The organism is Actibacterium sp. EMB200-NS6 (assembly GCF_001305615.1).
Lineage (GTDB): Bacteria > Pseudomonadota > Alphaproteobacteria > Rhodobacterales > Rhodobacteraceae > Actibacterium_A > Actibacterium_A naphthalenivorans.
Map to the genome: position 1 here is coordinate 2,709,205 of NZ_CP010869.1, position 22,775 is coordinate 2,731,979.

23 protein-coding genes are annotated in these 22,775 nt (G+C 66.1%); 14 read left to right on the plus strand and 9 right to left on the minus strand.

Features of this window, described 5'->3' with window-relative positions; all coding sequences use genetic code 11:
- Positions 1–125: 125 nt before the first annotated feature.
- Positions 126–992, plus strand: coding sequence for a PRC-barrel domain-containing protein (locus tag TQ29_RS13145; RefSeq protein WP_054539529.1), 867 nt, complete (start codon positions 126–128; stop codon positions 990–992).
- Between the two features lie 135 nt (positions 993–1,127).
- Positions 1,128–2,180, plus strand: a complete 1,053-nt coding sequence (locus TQ29_RS13150; RefSeq protein WP_082386640.1) for an AI-2E family transporter — start codon at positions 1,128–1,130, stop codon at positions 2,178–2,180.
- Positions 2,181–2,198: 18 nt separating this feature from the next.
- Here the strand turns inward: TQ29_RS13150 and TQ29_RS13155 are convergent, their stop codons facing one another.
- Genes TQ29_RS13155 through TQ29_RS13165 form a run of 3 tightly spaced genes read right to left on the minus strand, consistent with a single transcriptional unit; the run spans position 2,199 to position 4,667 of the window.
- A complete protein-coding gene (locus TQ29_RS13155) occupies positions 2,199–3,941 on the minus strand; it encodes a sensor histidine kinase (protein ID WP_054539531.1) in 1,743 nt (580 codons plus the stop codon).
- A gap of 5 nt (positions 3,942–3,946) precedes the next feature.
- On the minus strand, positions 3,947–4,525 hold the full coding sequence (locus TQ29_RS13160; RefSeq protein WP_054539532.1) for an RNA polymerase sigma factor: 579 nt from the start codon (positions 4,523–4,525) through the stop codon (positions 3,947–3,949).
- Positions 4,512–4,667 (minus strand): NepR family anti-sigma factor, encoded by a 156-nt coding sequence (locus tag TQ29_RS13165; RefSeq protein WP_054540437.1) that lies wholly within the window; start codon positions 4,665–4,667, stop codon positions 4,512–4,514. Before TQ29_RS13165 ends, TQ29_RS13160 begins: the two co-directional genes overlap by 14 nt.
- Positions 4,668–4,777: 110 nt before the next feature.
- On the opposite strand from TQ29_RS13165, the gene TQ29_RS13170 reads away from it, so the two are divergent.
- Positions 4,778–5,590 carry a response regulator gene (locus tag TQ29_RS13170; protein WP_054540438.1) on the plus strand — a complete coding sequence of 271 codons (813 nt, stop codon included), beginning with the start codon at positions 4,778–4,780 and terminating at the stop codon, positions 5,588–5,590.
- 76 nt (positions 5,591–5,666) lie between these two features.
- On the opposite strand, the gene TQ29_RS13175 is transcribed toward TQ29_RS13170, so the two are convergent.
- Both TQ29_RS13175 and TQ29_RS20320 read right to left on the minus strand, forming a co-directional pair.
- Positions 5,667–6,164, minus strand: a complete 498-nt coding sequence (locus TQ29_RS13175; protein WP_054539533.1) for a Dps family protein — start codon at positions 6,162–6,164, stop codon at positions 5,667–5,669.
- A 137-nt stretch (positions 6,165–6,301) separates the two neighbouring features.
- A complete protein-coding gene (locus TQ29_RS20320) occupies positions 6,302–6,475 on the minus strand; it encodes a DUF1328 domain-containing protein (RefSeq protein ID WP_037210650.1) in 174 nt (57 codons plus the stop codon).
- A gap of 161 nt (positions 6,476–6,636) precedes the next feature.
- Between TQ29_RS20320 and TQ29_RS13185 the strand changes: the two genes are divergently transcribed.
- Positions 6,637–6,966, plus strand: coding sequence for a YqjD family protein (locus TQ29_RS13185; RefSeq protein WP_054539535.1), 330 nt, complete (start codon positions 6,637–6,639; stop codon positions 6,964–6,966).
- Positions 6,967–6,974: 8 nt separating this feature from the next.
- Positions 6,975–7,340 carry a hypothetical protein gene (locus tag TQ29_RS13190; protein WP_054539536.1) on the plus strand — a complete coding sequence of 122 codons (366 nt, stop codon included), beginning with the start codon at positions 6,975–6,977 and terminating at the stop codon, positions 7,338–7,340.
- Here TQ29_RS13190 and TQ29_RS13195 read toward each other — a convergent pair.
- The gene (locus TQ29_RS13195) at positions 7,329–8,102 is read right to left on the minus strand and encodes a TIGR01458 family HAD-type hydrolase (RefSeq protein WP_054540439.1); all 774 of its coding nucleotides are present in this window, start codon (positions 8,100–8,102) and stop codon (positions 7,329–7,331) included. The two genes, TQ29_RS13190 and TQ29_RS13195, sit on opposite strands and share 12 nt — an antisense overlap.
- Before the next feature lie 216 nt (positions 8,103–8,318).
- Here TQ29_RS13195 and TQ29_RS20900 point away from each other — a divergent pair, with 216 nt between their 5' ends.
- Positions 8,319–8,600: a DUF5132 domain-containing protein gene (locus tag TQ29_RS20900; RefSeq protein WP_054539537.1), complete on the plus strand. Its 282-nt coding sequence runs from the start codon at positions 8,319–8,321 to the stop codon at positions 8,598–8,600.
- Positions 8,590–9,063: a hypothetical protein gene (locus TQ29_RS13205; protein WP_054539538.1), complete on the plus strand. Its 474-nt coding sequence runs from the start codon at positions 8,590–8,592 to the stop codon at positions 9,061–9,063. The genes TQ29_RS20900 and TQ29_RS13205 overlap by 11 nt, the downstream gene beginning before the upstream one ends.
- A 20-nt stretch (positions 9,064–9,083) precedes the next feature.
- On the opposite strand, the gene TQ29_RS13210 is transcribed toward TQ29_RS13205, so the two are convergent.
- Together TQ29_RS13210 and TQ29_RS13215 are read right to left on the minus strand one after the other, a co-directional pair.
- On the minus strand, positions 9,084–10,223 hold the full coding sequence (locus TQ29_RS13210; protein ID WP_054539539.1) for a methionine adenosyltransferase domain-containing protein: 1,140 nt from the start codon (positions 10,221–10,223) through the stop codon (positions 9,084–9,086).
- Positions 10,208–13,135 carry a cation-transporting P-type ATPase gene (locus tag TQ29_RS13215; RefSeq protein ID WP_054539540.1) on the minus strand — a complete coding sequence of 976 codons (2,928 nt, stop codon included), beginning with the start codon at positions 13,133–13,135 and terminating at the stop codon, positions 10,208–10,210. Before TQ29_RS13215 ends, TQ29_RS13210 begins: the two co-directional genes overlap by 16 nt.
- A gap of 211 nt (positions 13,136–13,346) precedes the next feature.
- On the opposite strand from TQ29_RS13215, the gene TQ29_RS13220 reads away from it, so the two are divergent.
- The 4 genes from TQ29_RS13220 (at position 13,347) to TQ29_RS13235 (ending at position 17,800) form a co-directional block, all read left to right on the plus strand.
- Positions 13,347–14,891 (plus strand): bifunctional aminoglycoside phosphotransferase/ATP-binding protein, encoded by a 1,545-nt coding sequence (locus tag TQ29_RS13220; protein WP_054539541.1) that lies wholly within the window; start codon positions 13,347–13,349, stop codon positions 14,889–14,891.
- 110 nt (positions 14,892–15,001) lie between these two features.
- Positions 15,002–16,006: a hypothetical protein gene (locus TQ29_RS13225; RefSeq protein WP_054539542.1), complete on the plus strand. Its 1,005-nt coding sequence runs from the start codon at positions 15,002–15,004 to the stop codon at positions 16,004–16,006.
- 94 nt (positions 16,007–16,100) lie between these two features.
- The gene (locus tag TQ29_RS13230) at positions 16,101–16,406 is read left to right on the plus strand and encodes a hypothetical protein (protein ID WP_054539543.1); all 306 of its coding nucleotides are present in this window, start codon (positions 16,101–16,103) and stop codon (positions 16,404–16,406) included.
- Positions 16,407–16,507: 101 nt separating this feature from the next.
- Positions 16,508–17,800 carry an O-acetylhomoserine aminocarboxypropyltransferase/cysteine synthase family protein gene (locus TQ29_RS13235; protein WP_054539544.1) on the plus strand — a complete coding sequence of 431 codons (1,293 nt, stop codon included), beginning with the start codon at positions 16,508–16,510 and terminating at the stop codon, positions 17,798–17,800.
- On the opposite strand, the gene TQ29_RS13240 is transcribed toward TQ29_RS13235, so the two are convergent.
- Positions 17,797–18,486 (minus strand): SIMPL domain-containing protein, encoded by a 690-nt coding sequence (locus tag TQ29_RS13240; RefSeq protein ID WP_054539545.1) that lies wholly within the window; start codon positions 18,484–18,486, stop codon positions 17,797–17,799. The genes TQ29_RS13235 and TQ29_RS13240 overlap by 4 nt on opposite strands.
- Positions 18,487–18,644: 158 nt before the next feature.
- On the opposite strand from TQ29_RS13240, the gene TQ29_RS13245 reads away from it, so the two are divergent.
- From TQ29_RS13245 to TQ29_RS13250, 3 genes are all read left to right on the plus strand, one after another.
- Positions 18,645–20,501 (plus strand): hypothetical protein, encoded by a 1,857-nt coding sequence (locus tag TQ29_RS13245; RefSeq protein ID WP_054539546.1) that lies wholly within the window; start codon positions 18,645–18,647, stop codon positions 20,499–20,501.
- A gap of 147 nt (positions 20,502–20,648) precedes the next feature.
- The gene (locus tag TQ29_RS20705) at positions 20,649–20,825 is read left to right on the plus strand and encodes a hypothetical protein (RefSeq protein ID WP_157445588.1); all 177 of its coding nucleotides are present in this window, start codon (positions 20,649–20,651) and stop codon (positions 20,823–20,825) included.
- A 10-nt stretch (positions 20,826–20,835) separates the two neighbouring features.
- Positions 20,836–22,734: a monovalent cation:proton antiporter-2 (CPA2) family protein gene (locus TQ29_RS13250; protein WP_054539547.1), complete on the plus strand. Its 1,899-nt coding sequence runs from the start codon at positions 20,836–20,838 to the stop codon at positions 22,732–22,734.
- The last annotated feature ends 41 nt before the right edge of the window (positions 22,735–22,775 follow it).

Below are 22,775 nucleotides of genomic sequence, written 5' to 3' on the forward strand. Positions count from 1 at the left end.
TGCGGCGCCCAAGCGTCCGGTTTCTGCGAAATTGACGGAACCGTGCCCCGGTTTCCGCGTTCTTTTCTCAACCGGCGCATGCACGACCTCCGCGCCGGACGCAAACCTGATGAAGGAGCAAAACCATGAATAAATTCTTTGCATCCACCGCGATCGCATTGCTCGTTGCCGGCCCCGTCGCCGCGCAGGCACAGACCGGCACGGTCACCGCCCAGACGCAGACCGGTGCCGGCCTGTTCGTCGAGACCGCGGCCGCGACCGACCACTACGGCTCCGACCTGATCGGCAAGCGCCTTTACGTGGCCGAAACCGAAACCGACGAGTCCACCACCCTCACGTCCGACATGCGGGACGAATGGGATGATATCGGTGAAATCAACGACCTGGTGATTTCCGAAGACGGCACGGTCAAAGCCGTTCTGCTGGACATCGGCGGTTTTCTGGGTGTCGGCGAAAAGACGGTTGCCGTTGACATGAGCAAACTGCGGTTCATCCCGGACGGCGAAGACGCGGATGACTATTTCGTCGCCTTCCAGGGCAATACCGAGATGATCGAAAGCGCGCCGGAATTCGAACCCTATGAGACCCGCGAAACCACCGCGATGACGGATCAGGACGCCGCCACGCCGGTGACCGGCGACAAGGCCATGGCAGAAGATAACGGCCCGCTGTGGGATACCCCGCTGGTCGAGCGTGAAGGCTACAAGCGCGTCGAGGCCAACGAGCTGACCGCCGATGATCTGACGGGCGCGACCGTCTATGACGTGAACGACGATTCCATCGGCGAGGTCTCAGACCTGGTGATCACCGACGATGGCAAGATCGAACAGGCGATCGTTGATGTCGGGGGCTTCCTGGGCATGGGCGAGCACAGCGTCGCGATCGCGTTCGACGAGATGCAGATCATCCGCGAGGATGATGGCGATGACCTGCGTGTCTATGTTTCCGCCAGCGAAGAACAGCTCAAAGAGCGTCCGAGCTACAACTACTGAACGCACAACACCGCTGACAGGATCGGAGGGCCGCATTTCGCGGCCCTCTTTTCGTTCCGCCACGCAGCGTGGGTGGCGGCGGCAGGGAACAATCCCACCGGCCGTGCGTTACCTGCCGAAGAGGAACGGGGACACATGACAAGAGAGATGCAAAGCCGCTGGGCGCTCATTATCATCGCCATTGTAGCGGCGACGGCGGCCCTGAAACTCGCCGATGCCGTGTTCGCGCCGCTGGCGCTTGCCTTCGTGATCGCTGTCGTCCTGTCGCCTCTGGCCGACTTTCTGGCAAAAGCCGGCGTACCCAATACCGCCAGCGCGGTTCTGAGCTTCATCTTCGGCCTCGCGCTTCTGATCGCGCTGATCCTCGCGGCCGAACCCTTCGTCACCGATATCTATGAACAGGGCCCCCGCATCCGCTATGAACTGCGCGAAACGCTGGCCGATCTGCGGCATATGCTGCGCGGCCTTGATGATGTAACCGAAGAGGTTCAGAAGGCGCTCGCCCCCGCCGGCGCTGCCGAGGCCGCGGAGCCATCGCCGCAAAACGGCGTGAGCATTCCCTCACTGACCGATGCACTGTTTCTGGCCCCCGCCATCGCGGGGCAGATGCTGATTTTCGGCGGCGGCCTGTTTTTCATCCTTCTGTGCCGGGCCGACATCTACCACTGGCTGGCCCGGCTGGCCTCGGAAAACGGAACCGGGCGCGCCGTTACCGCCGAGTGTTTCCGCCGCGCCGATCGACAGGTGTCGCGCTACTTCCTGACCGTCGCGATGATCAACACCGCCTTTGGCGTGTCGGTCGCGGCGGCGCTGGCCGCGTTGGGCATGCCCAGTGCGATCCTGTGGGGGGCGGTTGCCATGCTGATGAATTTCATCGTCTACCTCGGCCCCGCGCTCGTTGCGGTTTCGCTGTTGGCCGCCGGGGTCATCGTCTTCGACGGCCTCGCCTCGGCCCTGCCCGCCGCGGCCTTCGTGACGCTGAATTTCATCGAAGGTCAGTTCGTGACACCCACGCTTGTGGGGCGTCAGATGCAGGTCAACCCGCTGCTTGTGTTTTTGTCGCTGTGCCTGTGGCTCTGGCTTTGGGGGCCGATCGGCGGTTTTGTCGCCATTCCTGTGCTGGTCTGGGGGATCGCCGTGACACAGGGGCTGGTGCAGCCTGCAGAAGAGCTCCGCGAGGCCGCGTAGGCCCCGTGGACGGCACGCTCAAACCAGCCCGGCCAAGGCGTTTTCCCGTGCTTCCCTCTCGAAATCCACGATCGGGAATTCGGCGTAGATGCGATAGGTTTCGTCGTCGTCACGCGTGTCCACAGTGCCCCGCAGCTGATGCGCGAAGGCCGAAATAAGGCTTGTGCCCAGCCCCGAGCCGCGCACCTGTTCGGGCGGGGTGATCGGCACGCCCTTGGAATTGCTGACCTCCAGAACCGCGCGGCTGCCGTCATGCGCGCTCAGGCGCACCTCGATCCAGGGGCAGCCAACGGCGGGACGACCAAGGTATTTGAGCGCGTTCGTCACCGCCTCCGATCCCAGAAGCGACAGCGGAACCGCCTGATCGGGGTAGAGCGTGACCGGATCATACGATTGCTCGAAACGCAGTTGCACCCCTTTGGGCGCCCCCCCTTCAACGAGACTCGTGATGATCCCCTTCAACAGCTCGTCGGCACGAACGCGGCTCTCCGAGGAGGTTTCATACAGGCTCCGGTGCGCGGTCGCGATGCTCATGACGCGCATCTGTACTTCCTTCAGGGCGGCCCGCGCCTCGGGCACCGTCGCCTTTCTGATTTTCATGTTCACAATCGAGGAAATCAACTGCAGGTTGTTCTTGACCCGGTGATGAACCTCTTTCAACAGCACCGTCTTGTCGCGGATGGTGCCTTCCAGCTCTGCCTCGTCGCGCACGACTGTTTCCGCCAGGTCATGCCATGTCCTGTCAATCTCGCGAATTTCCAGCGGCTTGAACCCGTCATCGCCGTCGTCCGGCAGAAACCGCGTTTTGGTGAACACCTGCATCTCACTGCGCAGCTTGTGGATATGCTTGATCACCAGCCGGTGCACCGCGAAATAGGCCACACCCAGGCTGGCGAGCCACATGACAACGGGAAAGATCAGCGGCGATGAAAGGGCGAATCCGGGCGCCACGGCCAACCGCTCGCGCGGCCAGCTTCCGATGGCGTAGACCGTATTGGCCAGAATCGGCACAATGGCAAACACCCTCTCCTCGCCCCCTGCGGTCTGGCCGGTAAAGGCGGTGCGTGCGTGCCCGACAAAGCTGAACAGGCTCCGCTCGCCGGGAAGGCTGTCGGCGACATTCTCGAGCCCCGATTCCGAGCTGAGAACCTGGCCGTCACGGTTAAAGGTGATCAGATCGATCGGGCGTTCCGTCGGCAACAGCTCCAGCGTCTGGAAGATCCGCTTGTGCGGCAGCGATACGGCAACGTACCCTTCGAACCGTCCGCCCGAGAGCACCGGTTCAGACATGACGATGACAGCCGTCTTGCTGATCGGCGCCTCCCTGAGCAGATCGGCGCGCGCCTCGGGGTTGGCGCGCTGCGCCTTCAGGATCATGCTGTTGCCCATGTCGCGGCCCTGATCCGCCGATCCACATTCCAGAATGCCGGCGCGATTGACGAAACCGGCAAAGGAAAACTGCGGATTTTCCCGCACGAAATCGGCAAAGACCGCGTGGCAATCCGCGCTGGACAGTCGGACGGAGGGCAAGGCGGCGACAAAGGCCGCCGTTGCCCCGAATCCGCCGCGGATCATTCCTTCTTCGCTGGCCGCCGCCTCTGCGGTAACGGCCATCAGCGCGGTCTCGGCACGACGGTCGGCTTCCTCCGCGAATTTGCCGGTCAACGAGATCGCAATCAGCCCGATCGGGAACAGTGCGAATGCCAGAAGTGCGGCGACCCGAAAGGCCAGCCCATCGGTGAATTGCCGTATCTTTTGCATGGATGTCAAAAGCGCTGCACCGTCATGCCCGCGTTCACCACCGCCAGTGTTTCCTGATCGGTCAACTCCATCGTGCCGTCGCCGTCAAGTTCCAGAATCTCGCTCAGCCTCTGACGTCCGCGGTTCACGCGGCTCTTGATGGTTCCGACCGCCACACCGCAGGTTTCGGCCGCTTCCTCATAGGAAAACCCCGACGCGCCGACCAGGATCAGCGCCTCGCGCTGTTCGTCGTTCAACTGAACAAACGCCCGCTCGAAATCCGCCATCGCCAGCCGCCCGTCATGCGACGGCTTTTCCGACAGGGTGGCGGCGAAAGCGCCGTCGCTGTCCTGCACCTCGCGCTTGGCCTTGCGCCGGTCCGAATAGAAAGTGTTGCGCAAAATCGTGAACAGCCAGGCCCGCATGTTGGTGCCCACCTGATAGGAGTCGATGTTCCTCCAGGCCTTGACGATGGCATCCTGCACCAGATCATCGGCCGCAGAGCCGTTTCTGGTAAGGCTCAGCGCAAAGGCGCGCAGGGCCGGCAAATGCTCCACGATTTCCTCGCGGGGGTTGGCATCACGCTGGGGTTCAGCTTTTTCCATGATGCGAGTCCTGCTCCTTGAGCTGCTCAAGCAATTCTTTGAAGCGATCCGGGACGTCTTCTTCGAGTTTCTGCTGATAGACCCGACGTAAATTTTCGTCGATCTGCTCTTCAAGTCTGGACTTGTTGTTTTCATGCGCCATGCTGCCATCCACAATTTCCACGGTTTGCCTGAGAACCGTATATTAATCGGGAACCCAACGTAGGCCAAATGCGTTTGGTTCCCGATCTGATCAAAAAAAGGGACGATCGAATGTCTACAGGACAGTCTGGAAATCACCTATCGCTGATCGTGGCCGAAATCCTGCCCTCTTTGCGGCGGTATGCGCGGGCGCTGACCGGCAACCAGAAGACCGGCGACAGATACGCCGCCACCACCCTCGAGGCACTGCTGAGCGACCGGTCGGTGTTCGAGCAGATACCGGACCCGAAAACCGCCTTGTTTCATGCCTTCCACCTGATCTGGACCAGCGCCGGCGCCCCCGTCGGGGAAAGCGAATCCGGGCTGGCACGTCAGGCCCAGGCCCATCTGCGGCGCCTGACCGCGAATACCCGCGAGGCGTTGCTGCTGAACACGATCGAGGAATTCAGCCGAGAGGATATCGCAACCATCATGGGAACCGACTCTGCCGAGGTCGCGCATCTTCTGGACGTCGCGCACCGCGAGATGGAAGACAGCATCAGCGGCCGGGTGCTCGTCATCGAGGATGAGGCGATCATTGCGCTGGATCTGCAGAGCATCGTCGCCGACATGGGCCATCAACTCACCGGCGTGGCTCAGACCCAGCGGCTGGCGGTGGAACTGGCCAAACGGGAACGGCCCGACCTGATCCTGTCGGACATCCAGCTTGCCGATGGTTCTTCGGGCATCGACGCGGTGAACGAGATCCTGCAGGCTGCGGCCGATATTCCGGTGATCTTCATCACCGCCTTCCCCGAACGGCTTCTGACCGGTGAGCGCCCGGAGCCGGCCTTCGTCATCACCAAGCCTTATTCCGAGGAACAGGTGCGGTCGGCCGTCAGCCAGGCGATGTTCTTTTCCAGCACCGAAACGCTGACCGTCTGACCCATATCGCCTGACACGACGAAAAAGACCCCGCTGCATCACAGCGGGGTCTTTCACGTGCGAGCGCATGCCCGCGTTACGATTTTGCAATCGCGCGCAGCATCCAGGCCGCTTTTTCGTGAAAGGCCGAGCGCGCCGTCGCCAGATCGGCGGTCACGTCATCGCTGTGCTTCTCGGCCACTTCAATCAACTCGTGCAGGCGTGTGGCGACCTGTTCGTGATCTCCGGCCAGATCCTCGACCATGTCAAGCGCGGTCGGGTTTTTAGGCGCATCACTGATCACCGAACCCTCGACGATCGCCTTGATCGACATTGGCGCCAGCTGACCCAGCGCGCGCATCCGTTCGGCCAGCACATCCGTCGCCTCGAACAGATCGGTATACTGCTCTTCGGTCAGGTGATGGATGCCGTAGAACAGCGGCCCCTCGACGTTCCAGTGATAGGCATGGGTCTTCAGCAACAGGTTATACGTGTCTGACAGCACACCGGCCAGGCTGTCGGCCACGGCTTTGGGGTCTTCCACGCCGGTTTCAACGGTGGTGGGTTCTGCGATCGTCTTCAGCGCCTCGGCCATGATATTCTCCTTTGTTGATGTTCATCATCATCGACGACCCAACGGCGGCGGGGCGGTTTTGGTTCCCCACGTCGCCGCGCCGGAACAGAAAAAGGGCGGCCGCGAAGGACCGCCCCCTTTTGTCAGGTGCAAAGGCGTCAAACCGGCGGTTTGCCCCGTGCCGCCCGTGCGATCATCGCCACGATGAACAGCACGATGAACACGAAGAACAGGATCTGTGCGATCCCCGCAGAGGCACTGGCAACACCGCCAAAACCGAAAAGACCGGCGATGACCGCCACGACAAGAAATGTAAGAGCCCAACCGAGCATGTGATCCTCCATCATCTGGATATGAATGCGTTCGATGACGCGTATGCAGGAAAAACGTCTGCCTTTTCGCTTTGTTCCGAGAAAAGAAATGCCGGGCCGCGCGGAACCCGCCCGCCCGGCCCCGCGTTTGTCCGCCAAAGCAACCCGAAAGGAGCACTTTCATGGCACGCGTCGAACCCAACGGAAGCAACCCAGACACCTCTGTCGCCGATATCGAAAAGCAGATCGCACTTCTGAAAGCCGACATCGCCGATCTCGGCGCGACGCTTTCGGATTATGGCCAGAAACAGCAGGCCATCCTCAAATCCACCGCGGCAGACCGCATCGAAACGCTGAAGGCGAAAGGCGCCGAAAACGCCGACGCCCTGCGCAAGCAGGTCGAATCCGCCTATGCGGGCGCCGAAGACAGTGTGCGCAACCACCCCGCCGCGTCGATCGGCATCGCCGCCGCCTTCGGCTTTCTCGTCGGTCTCGTTTCGGCCCGCAAGTAGGCCGCGCGATGATTGGCAATCTCAAACGGGCGGCGGGCGAAACTGCCCGCCGAACGGCCATCGGCACCGCGGGGATTGTCTGTGCCCTCACCGGGCTGGCCTTTCTGACGAGCGCGGCATGGATGGCTCTGTCCGCGCTGCGCGATGCGCAATTCGCGGCTCTGGTGATCGGGCTCGGCTATCTTGGCTTCGGCGCCATACTGCTCGGCTTTGCCGCGGCCCGGCGTCCCGTGCCCACACGCCGCATCGATGAAGCACCTTCCGCCTTTGGCGGAAATTCCCCGGCCGCGGCGCTGGCGGCCGCCTTTGCCGAAGGTCTGAGCGCCGGCGCCGCCGCCGGAAAACGCCGCCGCACCGGGGCGTCAGCCCGCTGAGCCCAGTATCTGGGCGACCGCCGCGCCCAGATCGGGAAACTCCCCGCTGGGCGCGGGGGTCACCGTCAGGGTATCTTCGGCCCGCCATTTCCCCGTCTGTACCAGATAGCCCGACAGCCCGGCCCGGATCGCCGCCGCCACGTCGAATTCCGCATCATCGCCGATCATCACCACCTCTTGCGGCGACAGCCCCATATCCTCGACGGCAAGGTGAAAGAATGCCGGATCCGGCTTGCCCAGCACGACCGCCTCGCGCTGGCTGGCGTATTCCAGCGCGGCGACAAAGGCCCCGACATCCAGGCAGGGCGCGCCCTGGGCATCCGAGAAATAGCGGTTGCGCGCCAATGCGATGAGATCCGCCCCCGCCCGCAGGTGCCGAAACGCTTCGTTGAGACGCGCATAGGTGAACCCGTCACGCGCATCGCCGATCACCACGGCGGGCCGGTCGCCACAGGCCACGCCCCGGAAATCATCCTCCAGCGCGGGCGCGATCAGGAAACGCGGCCGCAGCCCCTGCGCTTCGATATAGGCCCGCGCGGCGGTGACCGGGGTAAAGATATCGCCCCGTTCCGCGCGCAGGCCGATCTGCGCCAATTTTTCGAGAATGCCCGAAACAGGCTGGCTGGTGGTATTTGTCAGGAAACGGAACGGGAGATCCGCCGCCCGCAACCGGCCCACCGCCGCAACCGCGCCCGGCAGGGCCGCGCCGCCCTGATAGACCACCCCGCCCAGATCGATCAGAACACCCCTGAATCCGCCCATGCCGCCGCACCGATGTTGCCTGGACACAGAATAACGCATTCCCGCCGCCGGTCCACGCCTGCGGCCCTCTTGCCCCCGCGACACAGGACAACAAGGCGCATTGCCCTGAAACCCGTCCACGGCCAGAAAGGCCAAGAAAGGCATTGTGCGGGCGGGGTGCGGCCAATACCCTGCGCACAGGTCACGCATGAAATCGAAGTCCACCGAGGCGTCAGAATGAACAAGAGCTTTTTTTTGGGTGCAACAGTCGCCGTCGGCGCGGTCCTTCTGGTTCCCGGTGTCGCCGCCGCCGTTGGCCGGGCGGGGCGGCCGCTGGTGCGGGCCGCGCTGCGTACCGGCGCCGTCGCCTATGACGAATTCCGCAAGGCCGGCGCCGAAGCCTATGAGCATATGGAAGACATCGCCGCCGAAATCCGCGAGGAAATGGCCGCCGAGCGGGCCGAGGCCGGCGAATTCACCGCAGAGCCTACGGCAGAGCCCGAGACAAATGCCGGCTGACACCGACAGCGCCAAACCGGTCCGGCTGCAGCGCGTTCACATTCTGGAAAAACGCGCGCGCCTGCGGGCCGATCCAAAGCTGGACCGCGAAGCGCTGCTGTCACTGGCGAACCGTTTCGCCTCGGTTCCCAATGTGCGCCGGGCGCTGGTGCGGCCCAGCACCGGCAGCGTCATCCTCGAAACCTTCGGCCCGGTCGAAACCGTGCTGGCGCATGTGGCCGAAGAGGGCATCGCCAAAATCACCCGGCCGCCCAAGACACCGCCGGTGCATCAGGTGATGCAGCTTGGCGTGATGCGCATGGATATGGGCGTCAAGAAACGCACGGGCGACGCGCTGGATTTGCGTACGACGGTGGGGCTTGCCCTGTTGGGCGGGGCCATCGTGCAACTGGCGCGCGGCCAGATCGCCGGGCCCGCAACCACGCTCGCGCTCAGCGCGATTTCCCTGCTCGACAAGAAATAGCGCGGCGCCGGGAGGCGGGCTCAGGCCAGTTTCCCGGCGATCTCCATGTCTTCCCAAGGCGGCGACAGATCGTCCCGCCCCATGTGCCCATAGGCCGCCAGATCTCGGTAGAACCGCCCGCCGCGTGCGCCCGGAAGCTCCCACAGCCCCATCCGCTCTGCGATCGCGCCGACACGGAAATCGAACACCTCCTTGACGCGCTGCGCGATCTGCGCGTCGCTCCGGTTGCCGCTGCCATAGCTTTCAACCTCGACGCTGGCCGGCGCCTCATCGCCGACGATATAGGAAAGCTGCAGCTCGCATTCCCCGGCCAGCCCGGCCCGAACCACCGCCCGCGCCGCCTGCCGCGCGGCGTAGCTGGCGATCCGGTCGATGCGCGAAGGATCCTTGCCGCTGAGCGCCGGGCCGCTGCGCCGCACGAAGCTGCCATAGGCGTCATCGGCCGATTTGCGCCCGGTCAGGCCCGAATGGGTGCTCGGCCCCGCGATCCCGTCGGCCGGGAACACGACGAACCGGGTCCGGTCATCCGGCTGCGGCCCGTGCCCCGACAGCGCCGGGCCCACTGCCTGCTCCATCAGCGCCGCCTGCATCGTCTCGGCGTCGAGCCTGTCGCGCGTGCCGAAGGTCAGCGCGATGGCCGTGAGGGCGACAGGCACCCGGTCGGCGAATTCCACCGCCACCTGCGCCTGCGCGTCGGGCGAAAGCCAGGGCAGCCGCCCCTCCTTCCGCGCCCTGTCGAGCGTCGCGGTCAGGCGATGGGCGGCGAAGATCGGATAGGGCATGTCGGTTTCGGTGTGCCCGCAGGCATAGCCGAAGGCGCTGACCATATGCCGCGCCCGCGCCCCGGCCAGCGCCGCCTCCGTCAGCTCGCGACCATGCGCCAGATCCAGCATCACAGTGGGCGTGCGGCCATGGTCCTTGTCGGCATAGCCGGCATCCAGAATGATCCGGCGGGTCAGCGCGGCCAGATCCACCGGCGCATCGGCCCCGGCCCGGACCGACAGGAAGATCACGCCCGAGGCGATGGCGCATTCGGCGATCACCCCCGCCCGCACCCCGGCGGCGAGATAGGCATCGACCACCGCGTCGCTGATCTGGTCGCACAGCTTGTCCGGGTGGCCGACGGTCACGGATTCCGACGTGATCACGAAATTTCGCATGGTTCACCCTCCACGGTATCAAGTTCCAGCCGTACCCCGCGCCGCGCCAGCACGATGCCCGCCGGCGCGGCGGCGGCGGCCAGCGCGATCCCGGCGCTGCCCGGGCCCAGCGGCGCAATCCCCAGTAGCCGGCGCAGCGCCGGCACGAAGAACGGCAGCACCGCCATGCCCGCCGATGCCAGCAGCGCCCCGTCAAGCACCCGGTTTTCCAAGAGCCGGCCCGGCTGCAGCTTGCGGATATCGCTGCGCTGGCAGGTCAGCGTATAGAGCAACTGGCCCAGCGACAGTGACAGGTAGGTCATGCTGCGGGTCTGCGGCCCCGGCCCAAAGCGCGCCAGCCCCGCGAAATGCGACACCAGCGCCGCCCCGGCGATAGTACCGCTGTCAAGCGTCATGCGGCGGAAATCATGCGGCGGCACGATCGGCTCGCCCACATTGCGCGGCGGCCGTTCCATCGCATCCGGATCCGGGTCGGCATAGGCCAGCCCGAGCCCCGGCAGCACATCGCTGACCAGATTGATCCACAGCAGTTCCATCGGGGTTTCCAGTTCGCCGGGGCCATGCGCGGCCTCGACGATACCGACGGCGATCTCCGACATGTTGCTGGTGATCAGGAACTCCAGCGCCCGGCGGATGTTGCGGTAAACCCCCCGCCCCTGCGAGATCGCGTCGACCAGCGTCGCCAGCTCGTCGTCGCGGATCACCACATTGGCCACGTCGCGCGCCAGGTCGGTGCCGCTGGCACCCATGGCGATGCCCACATCGGCGGCTTTGAGCGCCGGGCCGTCGTTCACCCCGTCGCCGGTCATGGCCACCACGGCGCCCTCGGCCTGCAGGGCCTGAACGATGGCCAGTTTCTGATGCGCGCTGACCCGCGAAAACACATGGGTCTGCCGCGCCACCCCGCCCAGCAGCGCCGGGTCGAGCTCCAGTATCTCGGGCGCGTCGATGATCCGCAGCGGCCCGCCGTTCGCCAGGTTCAGCTCTTTGGCGATGGCACCCGCGGTGGCGGCCTGATCGCCGGTGATCATCACCGTGCCGATCCCCGCCCGGTGCATCGCGGCGATGAACTCCTTCGCGCCGGGGCGCAGCGGATCGACCATCGCCATCAGCCCCAGCCACGTCAGCCCGGCAACCTCGTCGCCGTCGGGTGGCCCGTCGCCGGCGGCGAACCCCAGCACCCGGGCGGGGCGCGCGGCCAGCGTGTCATTCTCGACCAGAAGCCGGGCGCGATCTTCCTCGGTCAATTCCCGCTTGCCACCCTCGGCCCAGATATGGCTGCACCGCTCCAGCACCGCTTCGGGGGCGCCCTTGACCATGGTCCGGGGTCCGTCTCCGGCATGCACCGTCGCCATCCAGGGGCGGCTCGGCGTGCGTTCGATCACCGCCTCGCGCGGGCGGGCGGCGCGCAACGAGGCGGCGTCCATGTCATTGGCCAGCACGAAATTCATCACCGCCCGCTCGGTCGCCGAAGAGCCCGTCGCCCCCTCCTCGCCGGGCTCGCAGTCGCTGTTCAGCGCGGCAACCTCCAGCAATTGCGCCATCGCCTGTGCCGGCGCTGGCTCTGCCGCCCCGAGCCCGGGCACCACATCCACCACCTGCAACCGGTTGCGCGTCAGCGTGCCGGTCTTGTCCAGACAGATCGTCTGCAGCGCGCCCAGGCTTTCCACCGCGTCGATCCGGCGCACCAGAATGCCGTTACGCTCCATCCGCCGCAGGCCGCGCGACATCGTCGTCGTTGCCACGACGGGCAGTCCTTCGGGCACCGCCGCCACCGCCAGCGCCAACGCGTCTTTCAGGATCACCGACAGTGCCGTGCCGCGCATCCAGCCGATGCCGAAAAACACGCCGCAGGCCGCCAGCGACACCTTGACCAGCATGGTGCCCAGCCGGTCCAGCTCCGCCTCCACCGGGGCCTGCGGGCGCGACGCCGTCTGGCTGAGCAAGGCAATCCGCGCCGCCGAGGTTTCGCGCCCGGTGGCCACCACGATCGCCCGCCCGTGCCCCTCGGCCACCAGCGTGCCGGCATGAATCATGGTCGGGCGCGCGCCGACGGGCGCATTGCGCTCGACCGTCGTATCGGCATGTTTGCCCACCGGCAGCGTCTCGCCCGTCAGGGCCGATTCATCGACCTTCAGCCGGTCCGCGGCGATGATCCGAGCATCCGCCGCGATCTGCGTGCCCGCGCGCGCGACATAGATATCGCCCCGCACCACCTCTGCCGCGCGCACCGTCACCTCGGCCCCGTCGCGCAGCACCACGACGCTTTCGCCCGAATTGTCCATCAGGCTGTGGATCGCCGCCTCGGCCTGCCCCTCGGTCACATAGCCGAACACCGCGTTCACCAGCACGACCGACAGCGTGGCCAGCGCATCGGCGATGCCCCCGGTCGCCAGCGAAACCACAGCCGACCCGGCCAGCATCGCCACCGGCAGGCTTTCGAACTGTTCGGCGAACAGCGAAACCTGCGACCTGGTCTCGCCCTCGGGCAGCAGGTTCGGCCCGTCGCGCTTCAACCGCTGCGCGGCGGCGGTGGCGCTCAGGCCCCGCGCCGCATCCGTTTCAAGCTGCCGCGCGATGTCGCCCGGCGTCAGGCTGTGCCAATGCGCGGTATCCGCCAGCTCTGCCGCGGGGCGCGGGGCGGCGGCGAGCGGCGCATCCTCGGCCTTGCGGGACAGCGCGTCGCGCACGGCGGCGAACACCTCGTCGATGGGCAGATCCGGGCGCACCTGCAGAATGATGCTGCCAGAATTGTGGCGCACCTCGGCAGAGGCCACCCAGTGCTTTGCCCGGAGCGATGCCTGCACCCGCCGGGCGCGGTCGGGATCAAGCCGCAGGGCCGGGCATCTCAGGCGCAGCCGCCCCGACGCGGATCGGTGGGCCAGGGAAATCATGGTTGTGGTCACGTTCACCGAGTCAGGATCATGGCTATGTTCCTCTTTTCAATAGCATGATCATCGCCGCCGGTCTTTGATCATCCTCAAATGCGCGGGCGCGGGAAATTTTCGCCGCGTGGCTGAGATGATTTGCAGCACGGGCGCTGTCGGGGGTTGGTTGCCGCCGCGTTTCCGCCCACACTCGGCAGACACCACCCGCGACGCGAAGCGATACCGAGGCCCGCCGATGATTGTCGAAGACCAGACCGCGACCATCGAATTTCTGAAAGACCCGGCCACACATGGCTGCGCCGGGCCGGTCGAGGTGATCGAAACCCATATCTCCATGGTCTTTCTTGCGGACGACCGGGCCTACAAACTCAAACGCGCGGTCCGTCTGCCCTATGCCGATTTCTCCACCCCCACGATCCGCGCCGCCACCTGCGAGTCAGAGGTCGCGCTGAACGCGCCGACCGCGCCGGGCCTCTACCTTGGCACCCGGCGCATCACGCGCGGCGATGACGGGTGCCTGAGTTTTGATGGCGACGGCCCGCTGGCCGATGCGGTGGTGGCGATGGTCCGGTTCGAACAATCGGATCTGTTCGATCAGATGGCCATGGCCGGCACGCTGACGCCCGCCCTGATGACCGGCCTGTCGCACACGATCGCGGCGTTCCACCGGGGGTTGCCGCCCGTCCACACTGGCGGCGGAGCCGCCAATATGGAAGGTGTGCTGAACATCAACGCCGCCGGTTTCGCCACCAGCCATGTGTTTTCCGAAGACGCCGTGAAACGCTTCGATGCCACCTTCCGGGATGCGCTGGCCCGCCACGCCGAAACGCTCGACCGGCGCGAGCGTGCGGGGATGATCCGTCGCTGCCACGGCGATCTGCACCTGCGCAACATCTGCATGTTCCAGGGCCAGCCGCGCCTGTTCGACTGTATCGACTTCAACGATCAGATCGCCACCATCGACGTTCTTTACGACCTTGCGTTCCTGCTGATGGACCTGTGGCACCGGGGGCACCCGGAACTCGCCAGCCTCGTCGCCAATCGCTATTTCGACGAGATCGGTCAGGATGACGGGTTCGAGCTGTTGCCGTTCTTCATGGCGGTGCGCGCGGCGGTGCGGGCGCATGTTACCGCGACCCTGTCGGAGGATCTGGCCGAAGGCGCCGAAGAGGCGGCGGCCTCGGCGCGGCGGTATTTCGATCTTGCCCTGTCACTGCTCGCCCCCTGCGCGCCGGGGCTGGTCGCCATCGGCGGGCTCAGCGGCAGCGGCAAATCCACCGTGGCCGAGGCGCTCGCCCCGCGGCTGGGCCGCCCGCCCGGCGCGCGCATCGTGGAAAGCGACCGCACCCGCAAGGCCCTGTTCGGCGCCCGGCCGGAAGAGCGGCTACCATGCGAGGCCTATGAACCGGCGGTGTCGGACAGGGTCTATCACCGGATTACGGCCCGCGCCCTGGCCCTGACAGGCGCGGGCGGCGCGGTGATCGTGGATGCGGTGTTTGACCGGCCCGACAGGCGTGGCGCGCTCGACGCCGCGGCCTGCGCCGCAGGTGTGCCGCTGACCGGCATCTGGCTGCATTCGGATGCCGCGACCCTGCGCAGCCGTGTCGCCGCCCGCCTCGCCGGCGTGTCCGACGCCACGCCCGAGGTGCTGGAGGCGCAGCTCAAGCGCGACATCGGGGCCGTGACCTGGGCCCGGATCGACGCCAGCCGGCCGGTCGCGGCTACGGTTGCGGCGATCCTTGCGCTGCGGCGTGAAACCGCCGCGCCCGCCCCCGGATAACACCGCGCGCGTCCCGCGCGGAACTTTCTGCAACGGCGCGTCGGAGCAGGGTTTTTCCGCCCCCCGATCCCGCCTATACTGCCTTGAAAAGGCGACAGGCAGGTTCGGGCATGGCCGCAAAAGGCAAAGACCGCCAGAAATTCAACATTCTGATCGTGGGCCAGAACGGGCGCCTGCAATATGAAGCGGTGCTGTTTGCCGCCTCGCTGCGCCAGTCCGACCCGGGCTTTGACGGGCGGTTGATCGTGGCCGAACCGCAACCCGGCGAAAAATGGGCCCGCGATCCGCGCATCGGCAACCCCGAGGTGCGCGCGTTGCTGAAACAGTTCGGCGCCGAGATCGTACCCTTCGAAAGCCGGGCCTTCGGCAGCGCCTATCCCCATGGCAACAAGATCGAGGGGCTGTCCGCCCTGCCCGAAGGCGAGCCCTTCGTGTTTTTTGACACCGACACGCTGATCACCGGCAAGCTCTCCGAGGTGCCGTTCGATTTCGATCGCCCCGCCGCGTCGATGCGGCGCGAGGGAAGCTGGCCCGAGATCGAGCTTTACGGCCCCGGCTACGGCGAGATCTGGAAATCGCTCTATGACAGGTTCGGGCTGGCGTATCAGGCGACGCTGGACCTGTCGCAGCCTGATGAGTACTGGCAGCGCTATCTCTATTTCAACGCGGGCTGGTTCTTCTACCGCTGTCCCCGCGCGTTCGGCGAACGGTTCCTTTCCTACGCCACCGGGATTCGCGACGATCCGCCAGGCCCGCTGGTGTGCCAGTCGCTCGACCCCTGGCTGGATCAGGTGGCGCTGCCGCTGGCCATTCATTCCCTTGACGGCGGGCGTCCGGGGCCGGAACTGGCCGGGCTGGACGGCAAGGTAAGCTGCCACTGGCGCGTCCTGTCGCTGCTTTATGCGCGCGAGGATGATCATGTGGTTGACGTGCTGGAGGCCGTCACCGCGCCCAACAAGATCAAGAAGGTGATCAAGGAATACGAGCCCTTCAAGCGGATGATCTATCAGGGCAAGGGGCGCAAGGTGCGCGCCATGTTCGACCGCGCGGATCTGCCGCCACGCGAACAGATGTTGCGCAACCAGATCAAGAAGGCCAACCTGTGGATGCGCTGATTTGCCTTGAGGGCAAACCACGCCGCCCGGCTTAGGTGTTGGTTCAGCCCTTCACGCGATGCCTGAATCTCGCCTGCCGAAGTTGGAAACCCAGATGAATACTCTCACGAAACTCATCCTCGGGCTTTCGCTGGCGTCATTTCTGCCCGGCTGCGACGTGGACGACAATCGACCGCGCCACCGGACCGTCGTGGCGCTGAAGCCGGCCACGGTCATGATCGACAACCAGAGCTATGTTGTCCGGCGCAGCCATGTCACCTATGTCGATGGCGACCCGGGCGAGGTCTGGGCGATTGTCATCGGCGGACGGCCCTGCACCTGCGCCGCGCCCACACCGGCGGGCTGCCGCGAAACGCTGCGATACCGGCAAAGCCGCGGGCCGGGGCCCGGCCCCGCCTGAACAAACGCCCCGGAACCACAGGGGCGCAGCCATCGAGGCGTGTTGTTTCGCCCCGGACGATCGCCTAGGCTCCGCGCCGATGTAGTTTCAGGGAGGATGACATGTCAGACAGCCCCAGCCTCGGCTTTGACACGCTGCAAATCCACGCGGGTGCCCAGCCGGACCCGGCGACAGGTGCGCGGCAGACGCCGATCTATCAGACAACGGCTTATGCGTTCCGCGATGCCGATCACGCCGCCGCGCTGTTCAACCTCGAGGAGGTGGGATACATCTATTCCCGCCTGACAAACCCGACCGTCGCCGTGCTGCAGGAGCGTATCGCCACGCTGGAAGGCGGCGCCGGCGCGGTCTGCTGTTCGTCGGGCCATGCGGCACAGATCATGGCGCTGTTCCCGCTGATGGGGCCGGGCCGCAATGTTGTCGCCTCGACCCGGCTCTACGGCGGCACGATCACCCAGTTCAGCCAGACCATCAAACGCTTTGGCTGGTCGGCGAAATTCGTGGATTTCGACGATCCCGAGGCGGTAAAGGCCGCCATCGACGAAGACACCCGCGCGGTGTTCTGCGAATCCATCGCCAACCCCGGCGGCTATATCACCGATCTGGATGCGATCTCGGCCGTCACGGATGCGGCGGGCCTGCCGCTGATCGTCGACAACACCCTGGCCACGCCCTATCTGTGCCGCCCGTTCGATCATGGCGCGACGCTGGTGGTGCATTCGGCCACGAAATACCTGACGGGCAACGGCACGGTCACCGGCGGCTGCGTGGTGGATTCGGGGAAATTCGACTGGTCGGCCTCGGACAGGTTCCCGTCGCTCTCGGCCCCGGAGCCCGCCTATCACGGGCTGAAGTTCCATGAGGCGCTCGGCCCCATGGCCTTCACCTTTCATTCCATCGCCATCGGGCTGCGCGATCTGGGGATGACGATGAACCCGCAGGGCGCGCATTACACGCTGATGGGGATCGAAACGCTCAGCCTGCGGATGCAGCGCCATGTGGAAAACGCGGTGAAGGTCGCGAGCTGGCTGGAGGCCGACCCGCGGGTCGAATTCGTGACCTATGCCGGCCTGCCCTCCAGCCCCTACCACGACCGCGTCAAAAGCATCTGCCCCAAGGGCGCCGGCGGGCTGTTCACCTTTGCCGTGAAAGGCGGCTATGACGCCTGTGTCAAACTGGTGGACGCGGTAGAGCTGTTCAGCCATGTGGCCAATCTGGGCGACACCCGGTCACTGATCATCCACTCGGCCTCGACAACGCACCGGCAACTGACCCCCGAACAGCAGACGGCGGCCGGCGCCGCGCCCAACCTGGTGCGCCTGTCGATCGGGATCGAGGATGCGCATGACCTGATCGCCGATCTGGATCAGGCGCTGGCCAGGGCCACCGCCTAGCCGCCGATATCGAACACCATCGTGACCGCGGCCGAGACCGAAACCTCGCCCGCGGCCACGGGAACGGCATCGGCCATGCGCGCCGCCTCCATCATCATCGGTGCGGGGCGGGCGCCGCCGGCCTCGCTCAGCGAAAGGACAGGGCCAAGCGTCAGCCCGGCCGCTTCGGCATAGAGCCGCGCCTTGCGCATCGCCTCGGCCACGGCGGCGCGGCGGGCTTCGTCCTGTGCCGGGCCGGGGTTCTGCAGCCCGAAGGACAGGCCGCCGAACTCGTTCGCGCCCAGCCCCAGAACCGTATCCAGCACCCCGCCCAGCCGATCGAGATCGCGCACCCGCACCATGACGGTGTTCGAGGCGACGAACCCGTCGATCTTGGGCCCCGCACCGGGTGTCGAGGACCGGTTGGCCCAGTTCGGATTCAGCCGCAGCGCGCGGGTCTGCAGATCGCGCTCGGCGATGCCGGCCGCCGCCAGCGCGGCCAGAATCTCCGCCGTTTTCACAGAAGTGTCATCCATCGCATCGGCGGCCGAGCGGGCCAGGCTGGTCACCCCCACGGTGATCACCGCCATATCGGGCGCCGCCGCCACCTCCGCCTCGCCGGTCACGGTCAGGGTGGCGGCGGCGTCTTGCGCCCGACCTGTGGTCGCCAGCGCCAGCGCCAGCATCAGAACCGTAAAAAACCGCATGTCGTCCTCCTCTTTGCCGCGAAGGTCTCGCATGAATGCGCCGACAGGCAAGCGCTTCGTTCAGATTGCTTCTCGCTCTCGGCGAATTCCTGCTATAGTCAGGCCATGGTGGCGCACCCGGCCTGCCGCTCTTCCTCCGGCTGGTATAGACCAACAAGATGAAACCGCGTTTTGCCCTGAGTCTGTCGCAAGACAAGATCGGACTTTTCCACCGGACCTCCGGCGCATGGAGCCTGGTGGGCGAGGCCATGCTTGACGCGCCCGACCTTGCCGAGACGCTGAAAATGATGCGCGCCACGGCCAGCGAGCTTGAGGGCGGCGGCGTGTTGTCCTTCGTCGTCATCCCCGACGAGATGATCCTTTACACCACGCTGGAGACCGGCCCCGCCCCCGGCGCGGCGGAGATCCGCAAGGCGCTGGACGGGCTGACCCCCTACAACGTGAAAGATCTGGTCTTCGATTGGGAAATGGATGGCACGGGCGCGCGTGTGGCCGTCGTCGCGCAGGAAACCCTGGCAGAGGCAGAGCGGTTCGCCGCGCAGCACCGTTTCAACCCCGTCGCCCATGTCGCGGCACCGGCGCCGGAAAGCTTTCCGCGCATGCCCTGGTTCGGGGCCACACAGGCCGCCGCGACCCTGCTGCCCGATGGCGCGCAGCTCGAGCGCCTCGATGGCCGGCTGGAGCTGGGGGCGCCGACCGTTCGGCCCGCGCCTCCGGTTGCGGCGGTGCCACCAGCGGCAACGCCCGCCCCGGCCCCCCGGCCCCAGAGCCACGCCACCGCCACCCCGATCGCCGCGCCGCCGGCCAGTGTGGGCGAGTCGCCCGCGCCGGATGACACGCCAGCGGGCGGCCGGGCTCGCACCACGGCCCTTGTGCTCGGGGCGGTCGCGCTGTTCGCGATTGCGCTGGCCGCGCTCTGGTCCGGCGTCTTTGCCCGCGATGACGCGCCCCTGGCCACCGCCCCCGAACGGGCCGACGGCGCCTTCACCGTGGCGATCCCGCAGATCGATGCGCCCCGGCTCGAAGACGCTCTGCCCGAGAGTACACAAGCCACGGCCGCGCTGATGGCGCAGCCTGGCCTTGAACCCCTGCCGCACCGGCCCTCGCCCCCGCAGCCGGGGGGCGCGATCGCTCTGCCCGAGCCTGCCATGCCCGCGCCCCCCCTTGCCGCGCTGGCGCCAGAGGCCGTGCCCGAAATCGAAACCGCCGCCGCCCCTATGCTGTTGCCGCCAGATCCGGCCGGCCTCCGGCCCGATGCGCCCCTCGCGCTCTCGGCGCCCCCCCCCGAGCCGGCGGACGATCTCTATATCGCGGCAATCGACCCGGTGATCCTTTCGGAAGATGCCGTGGCCCTGCCTCCCGCCGCCGGGCTGCATGCGGATACTCCCCCGGCCCTGCAGCGCCCCGCCGGCCCCGGCCAGGCCTTCGCGCTTGATGAGCACGGGCGGGTCACGCCGCGCGAGGGCGGCGCGCTGGATCCCTCGGGCGTCATGATCCACGCAGGGCCGCCGCCAAGGGTGCCGCCGCAGCGCCCCGAACCGCCCGCCGCCGCGATCACCCGCAGCGAAAACAAATATCTGGCCAAGTTCATTCCCCGGTCACGTCCGGCCGATCTCGCCCAGCGGCTCGAGCAAGCGCAGACCGGCGGCTACGGGCTGGACGCGCTGTCACAGCTTCGCCCACGCGCGCGCCCCGACTACGTCGCGCCAGCCGCCCCCGTTGCCCTGCCGGTTGCCGTTGCCGCCGCGATCAAGCCGCTGGCGCCCAGCCCCGGGCTGGTGACGCGGCAGGCAACGCAGGAAAACGCGATCAATCTGCGCAAGATAAGCCTGATCGGCGTCTATGGCAGCGAATCCGACAGGCGTGCGCTGGTGCGCTTGCCCGACGGGCAATTCGTGAAGGTGAAACCGGGTGACAGCATAGACGGCGGGCGGGTCGCCGCCATTGGCGAAGACCAGCTGCGCTATATCAAGAACGGCGCGAATATCCTGCTGCAACTGGCCGGCGACGGCTGAGCCGCCAACGGCCTGCGCCATTTCCGGCTGCACGCCCGGGTAGGGTTTTTCTGCGAAAAACATCCTGAAATTGCGCAAAAACCACGCTTGCACCTTGGTCGCCGCGTCGATCGCACGCTAGAGTGGCGAAAACAGCGTGAAATTCGCATGACCATGGACGACACTGATTGTCGGCTGCCGTCGGCCCTGCAGAACAATGCCTGTCTGGCGGCGCTGAACCGGGTGTTCCATGAGGTGCTACTGTCGTATTCGGCTGTTGTGCGGGGGCAAAGCCGGACCGCTATGAACCAGTTCAAGGCCGACGACGCGGCTTTGCCAATGTAAGGACGGACCCATGGAAGGCTTCCTTCTGCTTGCCACGATCTACCTGACCGCCGCGGTGATCGCCGTGCCGATCGCGGCGCGGCTGGGGCTCGGGTCGGTGCTGGGCTATCTGCTGGCGGGCATCGTGATCGGGCCGGTGCTGGGGCTGGTCGGCTCGGAAACGCAGGATCTGCAGCATTTCGCCGAGTTCGGCGTGGTGATGATGCTGTTCCTGATCGGGCTGGAGCTTGATCCCCGTGCCCTGTGGGACATGCGCGACCGGCTGCTGGGCATGGGCGGGATGCAGATCGTGCTGAGCACCGCCGTGGTCATGGCCGGGGCGATGCAACTCGGGCTGGTCTGGCAGACCGCGCTGGCCGTGGGCATGATCCTGGCGCTGTCATCCACCGCGATCGTGCTGCAGACGCTGACGGAAAAGCGCCTGACCCGGACGCCGGGCGGGCGGGCCACCTTTGCCGTGCTTCTGACCCAGGATATCGCCGTCATCCCGATGCTGGCGCTGCTGCCTCTGCTGGCCGTGAAAGAAAAGCTCAGCATCGCGCCGGACGGCTCGTTGACGCGCCACGCGACCCAGCAGGCCACTGAAGGCCACGGCAGCGCGATCTCGGTTCTGGCAGAGCTGCCGGGCTGGGGGCTGGCGCTGGTCACGCTGGGGGCCGTGGTGGCGATCATTCTGGTCGGGCATTACCTGACCCGTCCGCTGTTCCGGTTCATCCACGCCTCTCGCCTGCGGGAGATGTTCACGGTCGTCGCCCTGCTGATCGTCGTGGCCATCGCCCTGCTGATGATCATGGTGGGCCTGTCGCCGGCGCTTGGCACGTTTCTGGCGGGCGTGGTTCTGGCGAACTCGGAATTCCGGCACGATCTGGAAAGCAGTATCGAGCCGTTCAAGGGCCTGCTGCTGGGCCTGTTCTTCATGACCGTCGGGGCCGGTATCAATATGGCCGTGCTGTTTGCCGATCTCGGCCAGATCATCGGGCTTACCCTGGCGCTGATGATCGCCAAGGGGCTGATCCTCTACGGGCTGGCGGTGCTGTTCAAGCTGCGGGCGGGCAACAAGTGGCTGTTCACACTGGCGCTGGCGCAGGCGGGGGAATTCGGGTTCGTGCTGGTCAGCTTCGCGCTGCAGACCAACGTGCTGACCCAATCGCTCGGCCAGACGCTGCTGTTGATCATCGCCATGTCGATGCTTCTGACGCCGCTGTTCTTCATTCTGCATGATTTCCTGTCGCGCCGGGTTTCCGACACATCCGACAGCCCGCGTGATTTCGACAAGATCGACGAACAGCACCCGATCATCATCGCCGGCATCGGCCGCTTCGGGCAGGTGGTCAACCGGATGCTGCAGATGTCGGGCTTTCGGGCCACGGTGCTGGATCACGATCTGCCGACGATCGAGCTGATGCGCAAATTCGGGTTCAAGAGCTTTTTCGGCGATCCCACGCGCCCTGAACTGCTGCATGCGGCGGGTCTCGACAATGCCAAGGTGCTCGTGGCCGCGCTTGACGACAGCGAGGCAAATACCCGGCTGGTGAGATACGCGCGGCGCGAGCGGCCGGATCTGAGCATCGTCGCCCGCGCCAAGGATCGGGTTCACGTCTACGAACTGTACCGGGCCGGGGCCGATCACATCGTGCGCGAGATGTTCGACAGCTCGCTGCGCGCCGGCCGCTACGTGCTGGAGGATCTCGGCCTGACCGATTTCGAAGCCAACGAGATGGAAACGGCCTTTTACAAGCATGACCGCGAAGCGCTGCGCGAACTGGCCGAACTGTGGAAGCCCGGCGTGCCGCTGGACCAGAACCAAGCCTATCTCGCCCGCGCCAGCGAGCTGAACAAAGAGCTGGAAACCGCGCTGGTCCGGCAAGAGGTCGCCAGCACCGAAGAGATCACCGAAGGCGCCGCCTGACATGAAAAAACCGCGGCCCGGAAGCCGCGGTTCATATTCCG

Bases quoted from the DNA above. Each gene is read 5' to 3' on its own strand.
- TQ29_RS13145 (WP_054539529.1), top strand. From the start codon at position 126: ATGAATAAATTCTTTGCATCCACCGCGATCGCATTGCTCGTTGCCGGC.
- TQ29_RS13150 (WP_082386640.1), top strand. From the start codon at position 1,128: ATGACAAGAGAGATGCAAAGCCGCTGGGCGCTCATTATCATCGCCATT.
- TQ29_RS13155 (WP_054539531.1), bottom strand. From the start codon at position 3,941: ATGCAAAAGATACGGCAATTCACCGATGGGCTGGCCTTTCGGGTCGCC.
- TQ29_RS13160 (WP_054539532.1), bottom strand. From the start codon at position 4,525: ATGGAAAAAGCTGAACCCCAGCGTGATGCCAACCCCCGCGAGGAAATC.
- TQ29_RS13165 (WP_054540437.1), bottom strand. From the start codon at position 4,667: ATGGCGCATGAAAACAACAAGTCCAGACTTGAAGAGCAGATCGACGAA.
- TQ29_RS13170 (WP_054540438.1), top strand. From the start codon at position 4,778: ATGTCTACAGGACAGTCTGGAAATCACCTATCGCTGATCGTGGCCGAA.
- TQ29_RS13175 (WP_054539533.1), bottom strand. From the start codon at position 6,164: ATGGCCGAGGCGCTGAAGACGATCGCAGAACCCACCACCGTTGAAACC.
- TQ29_RS20320 (WP_037210650.1), bottom strand. From the start codon at position 6,475: ATGCTCGGTTGGGCTCTTACATTTCTTGTCGTGGCGGTCATCGCCGGT.
- TQ29_RS13185 (WP_054539535.1), top strand. From the start codon at position 6,637: ATGGCACGCGTCGAACCCAACGGAAGCAACCCAGACACCTCTGTCGCC.
- TQ29_RS13190 (WP_054539536.1), top strand. From the start codon at position 6,975: ATGATTGGCAATCTCAAACGGGCGGCGGGCGAAACTGCCCGCCGAACG.
- TQ29_RS13195 (WP_054540439.1), bottom strand. From the start codon at position 8,102: ATGGGCGGATTCAGGGGTGTTCTGATCGATCTGGGCGGGGTGGTCTAT.
- TQ29_RS20900 (WP_054539537.1), top strand. From the start codon at position 8,319: ATGAACAAGAGCTTTTTTTTGGGTGCAACAGTCGCCGTCGGCGCGGTC.
- TQ29_RS13205 (WP_054539538.1), top strand. From the start codon at position 8,590: ATGCCGGCTGACACCGACAGCGCCAAACCGGTCCGGCTGCAGCGCGTT.
- TQ29_RS13210 (WP_054539539.1), bottom strand. From the start codon at position 10,223: ATGCGAAATTTCGTGATCACGTCGGAATCCGTGACCGTCGGCCACCCG.
- TQ29_RS13220 (WP_054539541.1), top strand. From the start codon at position 13,347: ATGATTGTCGAAGACCAGACCGCGACCATCGAATTTCTGAAAGACCCG.
- TQ29_RS13225 (WP_054539542.1), top strand. From the start codon at position 15,002: ATGGCCGCAAAAGGCAAAGACCGCCAGAAATTCAACATTCTGATCGTG.
- TQ29_RS13230 (WP_054539543.1), top strand. From the start codon at position 16,101: ATGAATACTCTCACGAAACTCATCCTCGGGCTTTCGCTGGCGTCATTT.
- TQ29_RS13235 (WP_054539544.1), top strand. From the start codon at position 16,508: ATGTCAGACAGCCCCAGCCTCGGCTTTGACACGCTGCAAATCCACGCG.
- TQ29_RS13240 (WP_054539545.1), bottom strand. From the start codon at position 18,486: ATGCGGTTTTTTACGGTTCTGATGCTGGCGCTGGCGCTGGCGACCACA.
- TQ29_RS13245 (WP_054539546.1), top strand. From the start codon at position 18,645: ATGAAACCGCGTTTTGCCCTGAGTCTGTCGCAAGACAAGATCGGACTT.
- TQ29_RS20705 (WP_157445588.1), top strand. From the start codon at position 20,649: ATGACCATGGACGACACTGATTGTCGGCTGCCGTCGGCCCTGCAGAAC.
- TQ29_RS13250 (WP_054539547.1), top strand. From the start codon at position 20,836: ATGGAAGGCTTCCTTCTGCTTGCCACGATCTACCTGACCGCCGCGGTG.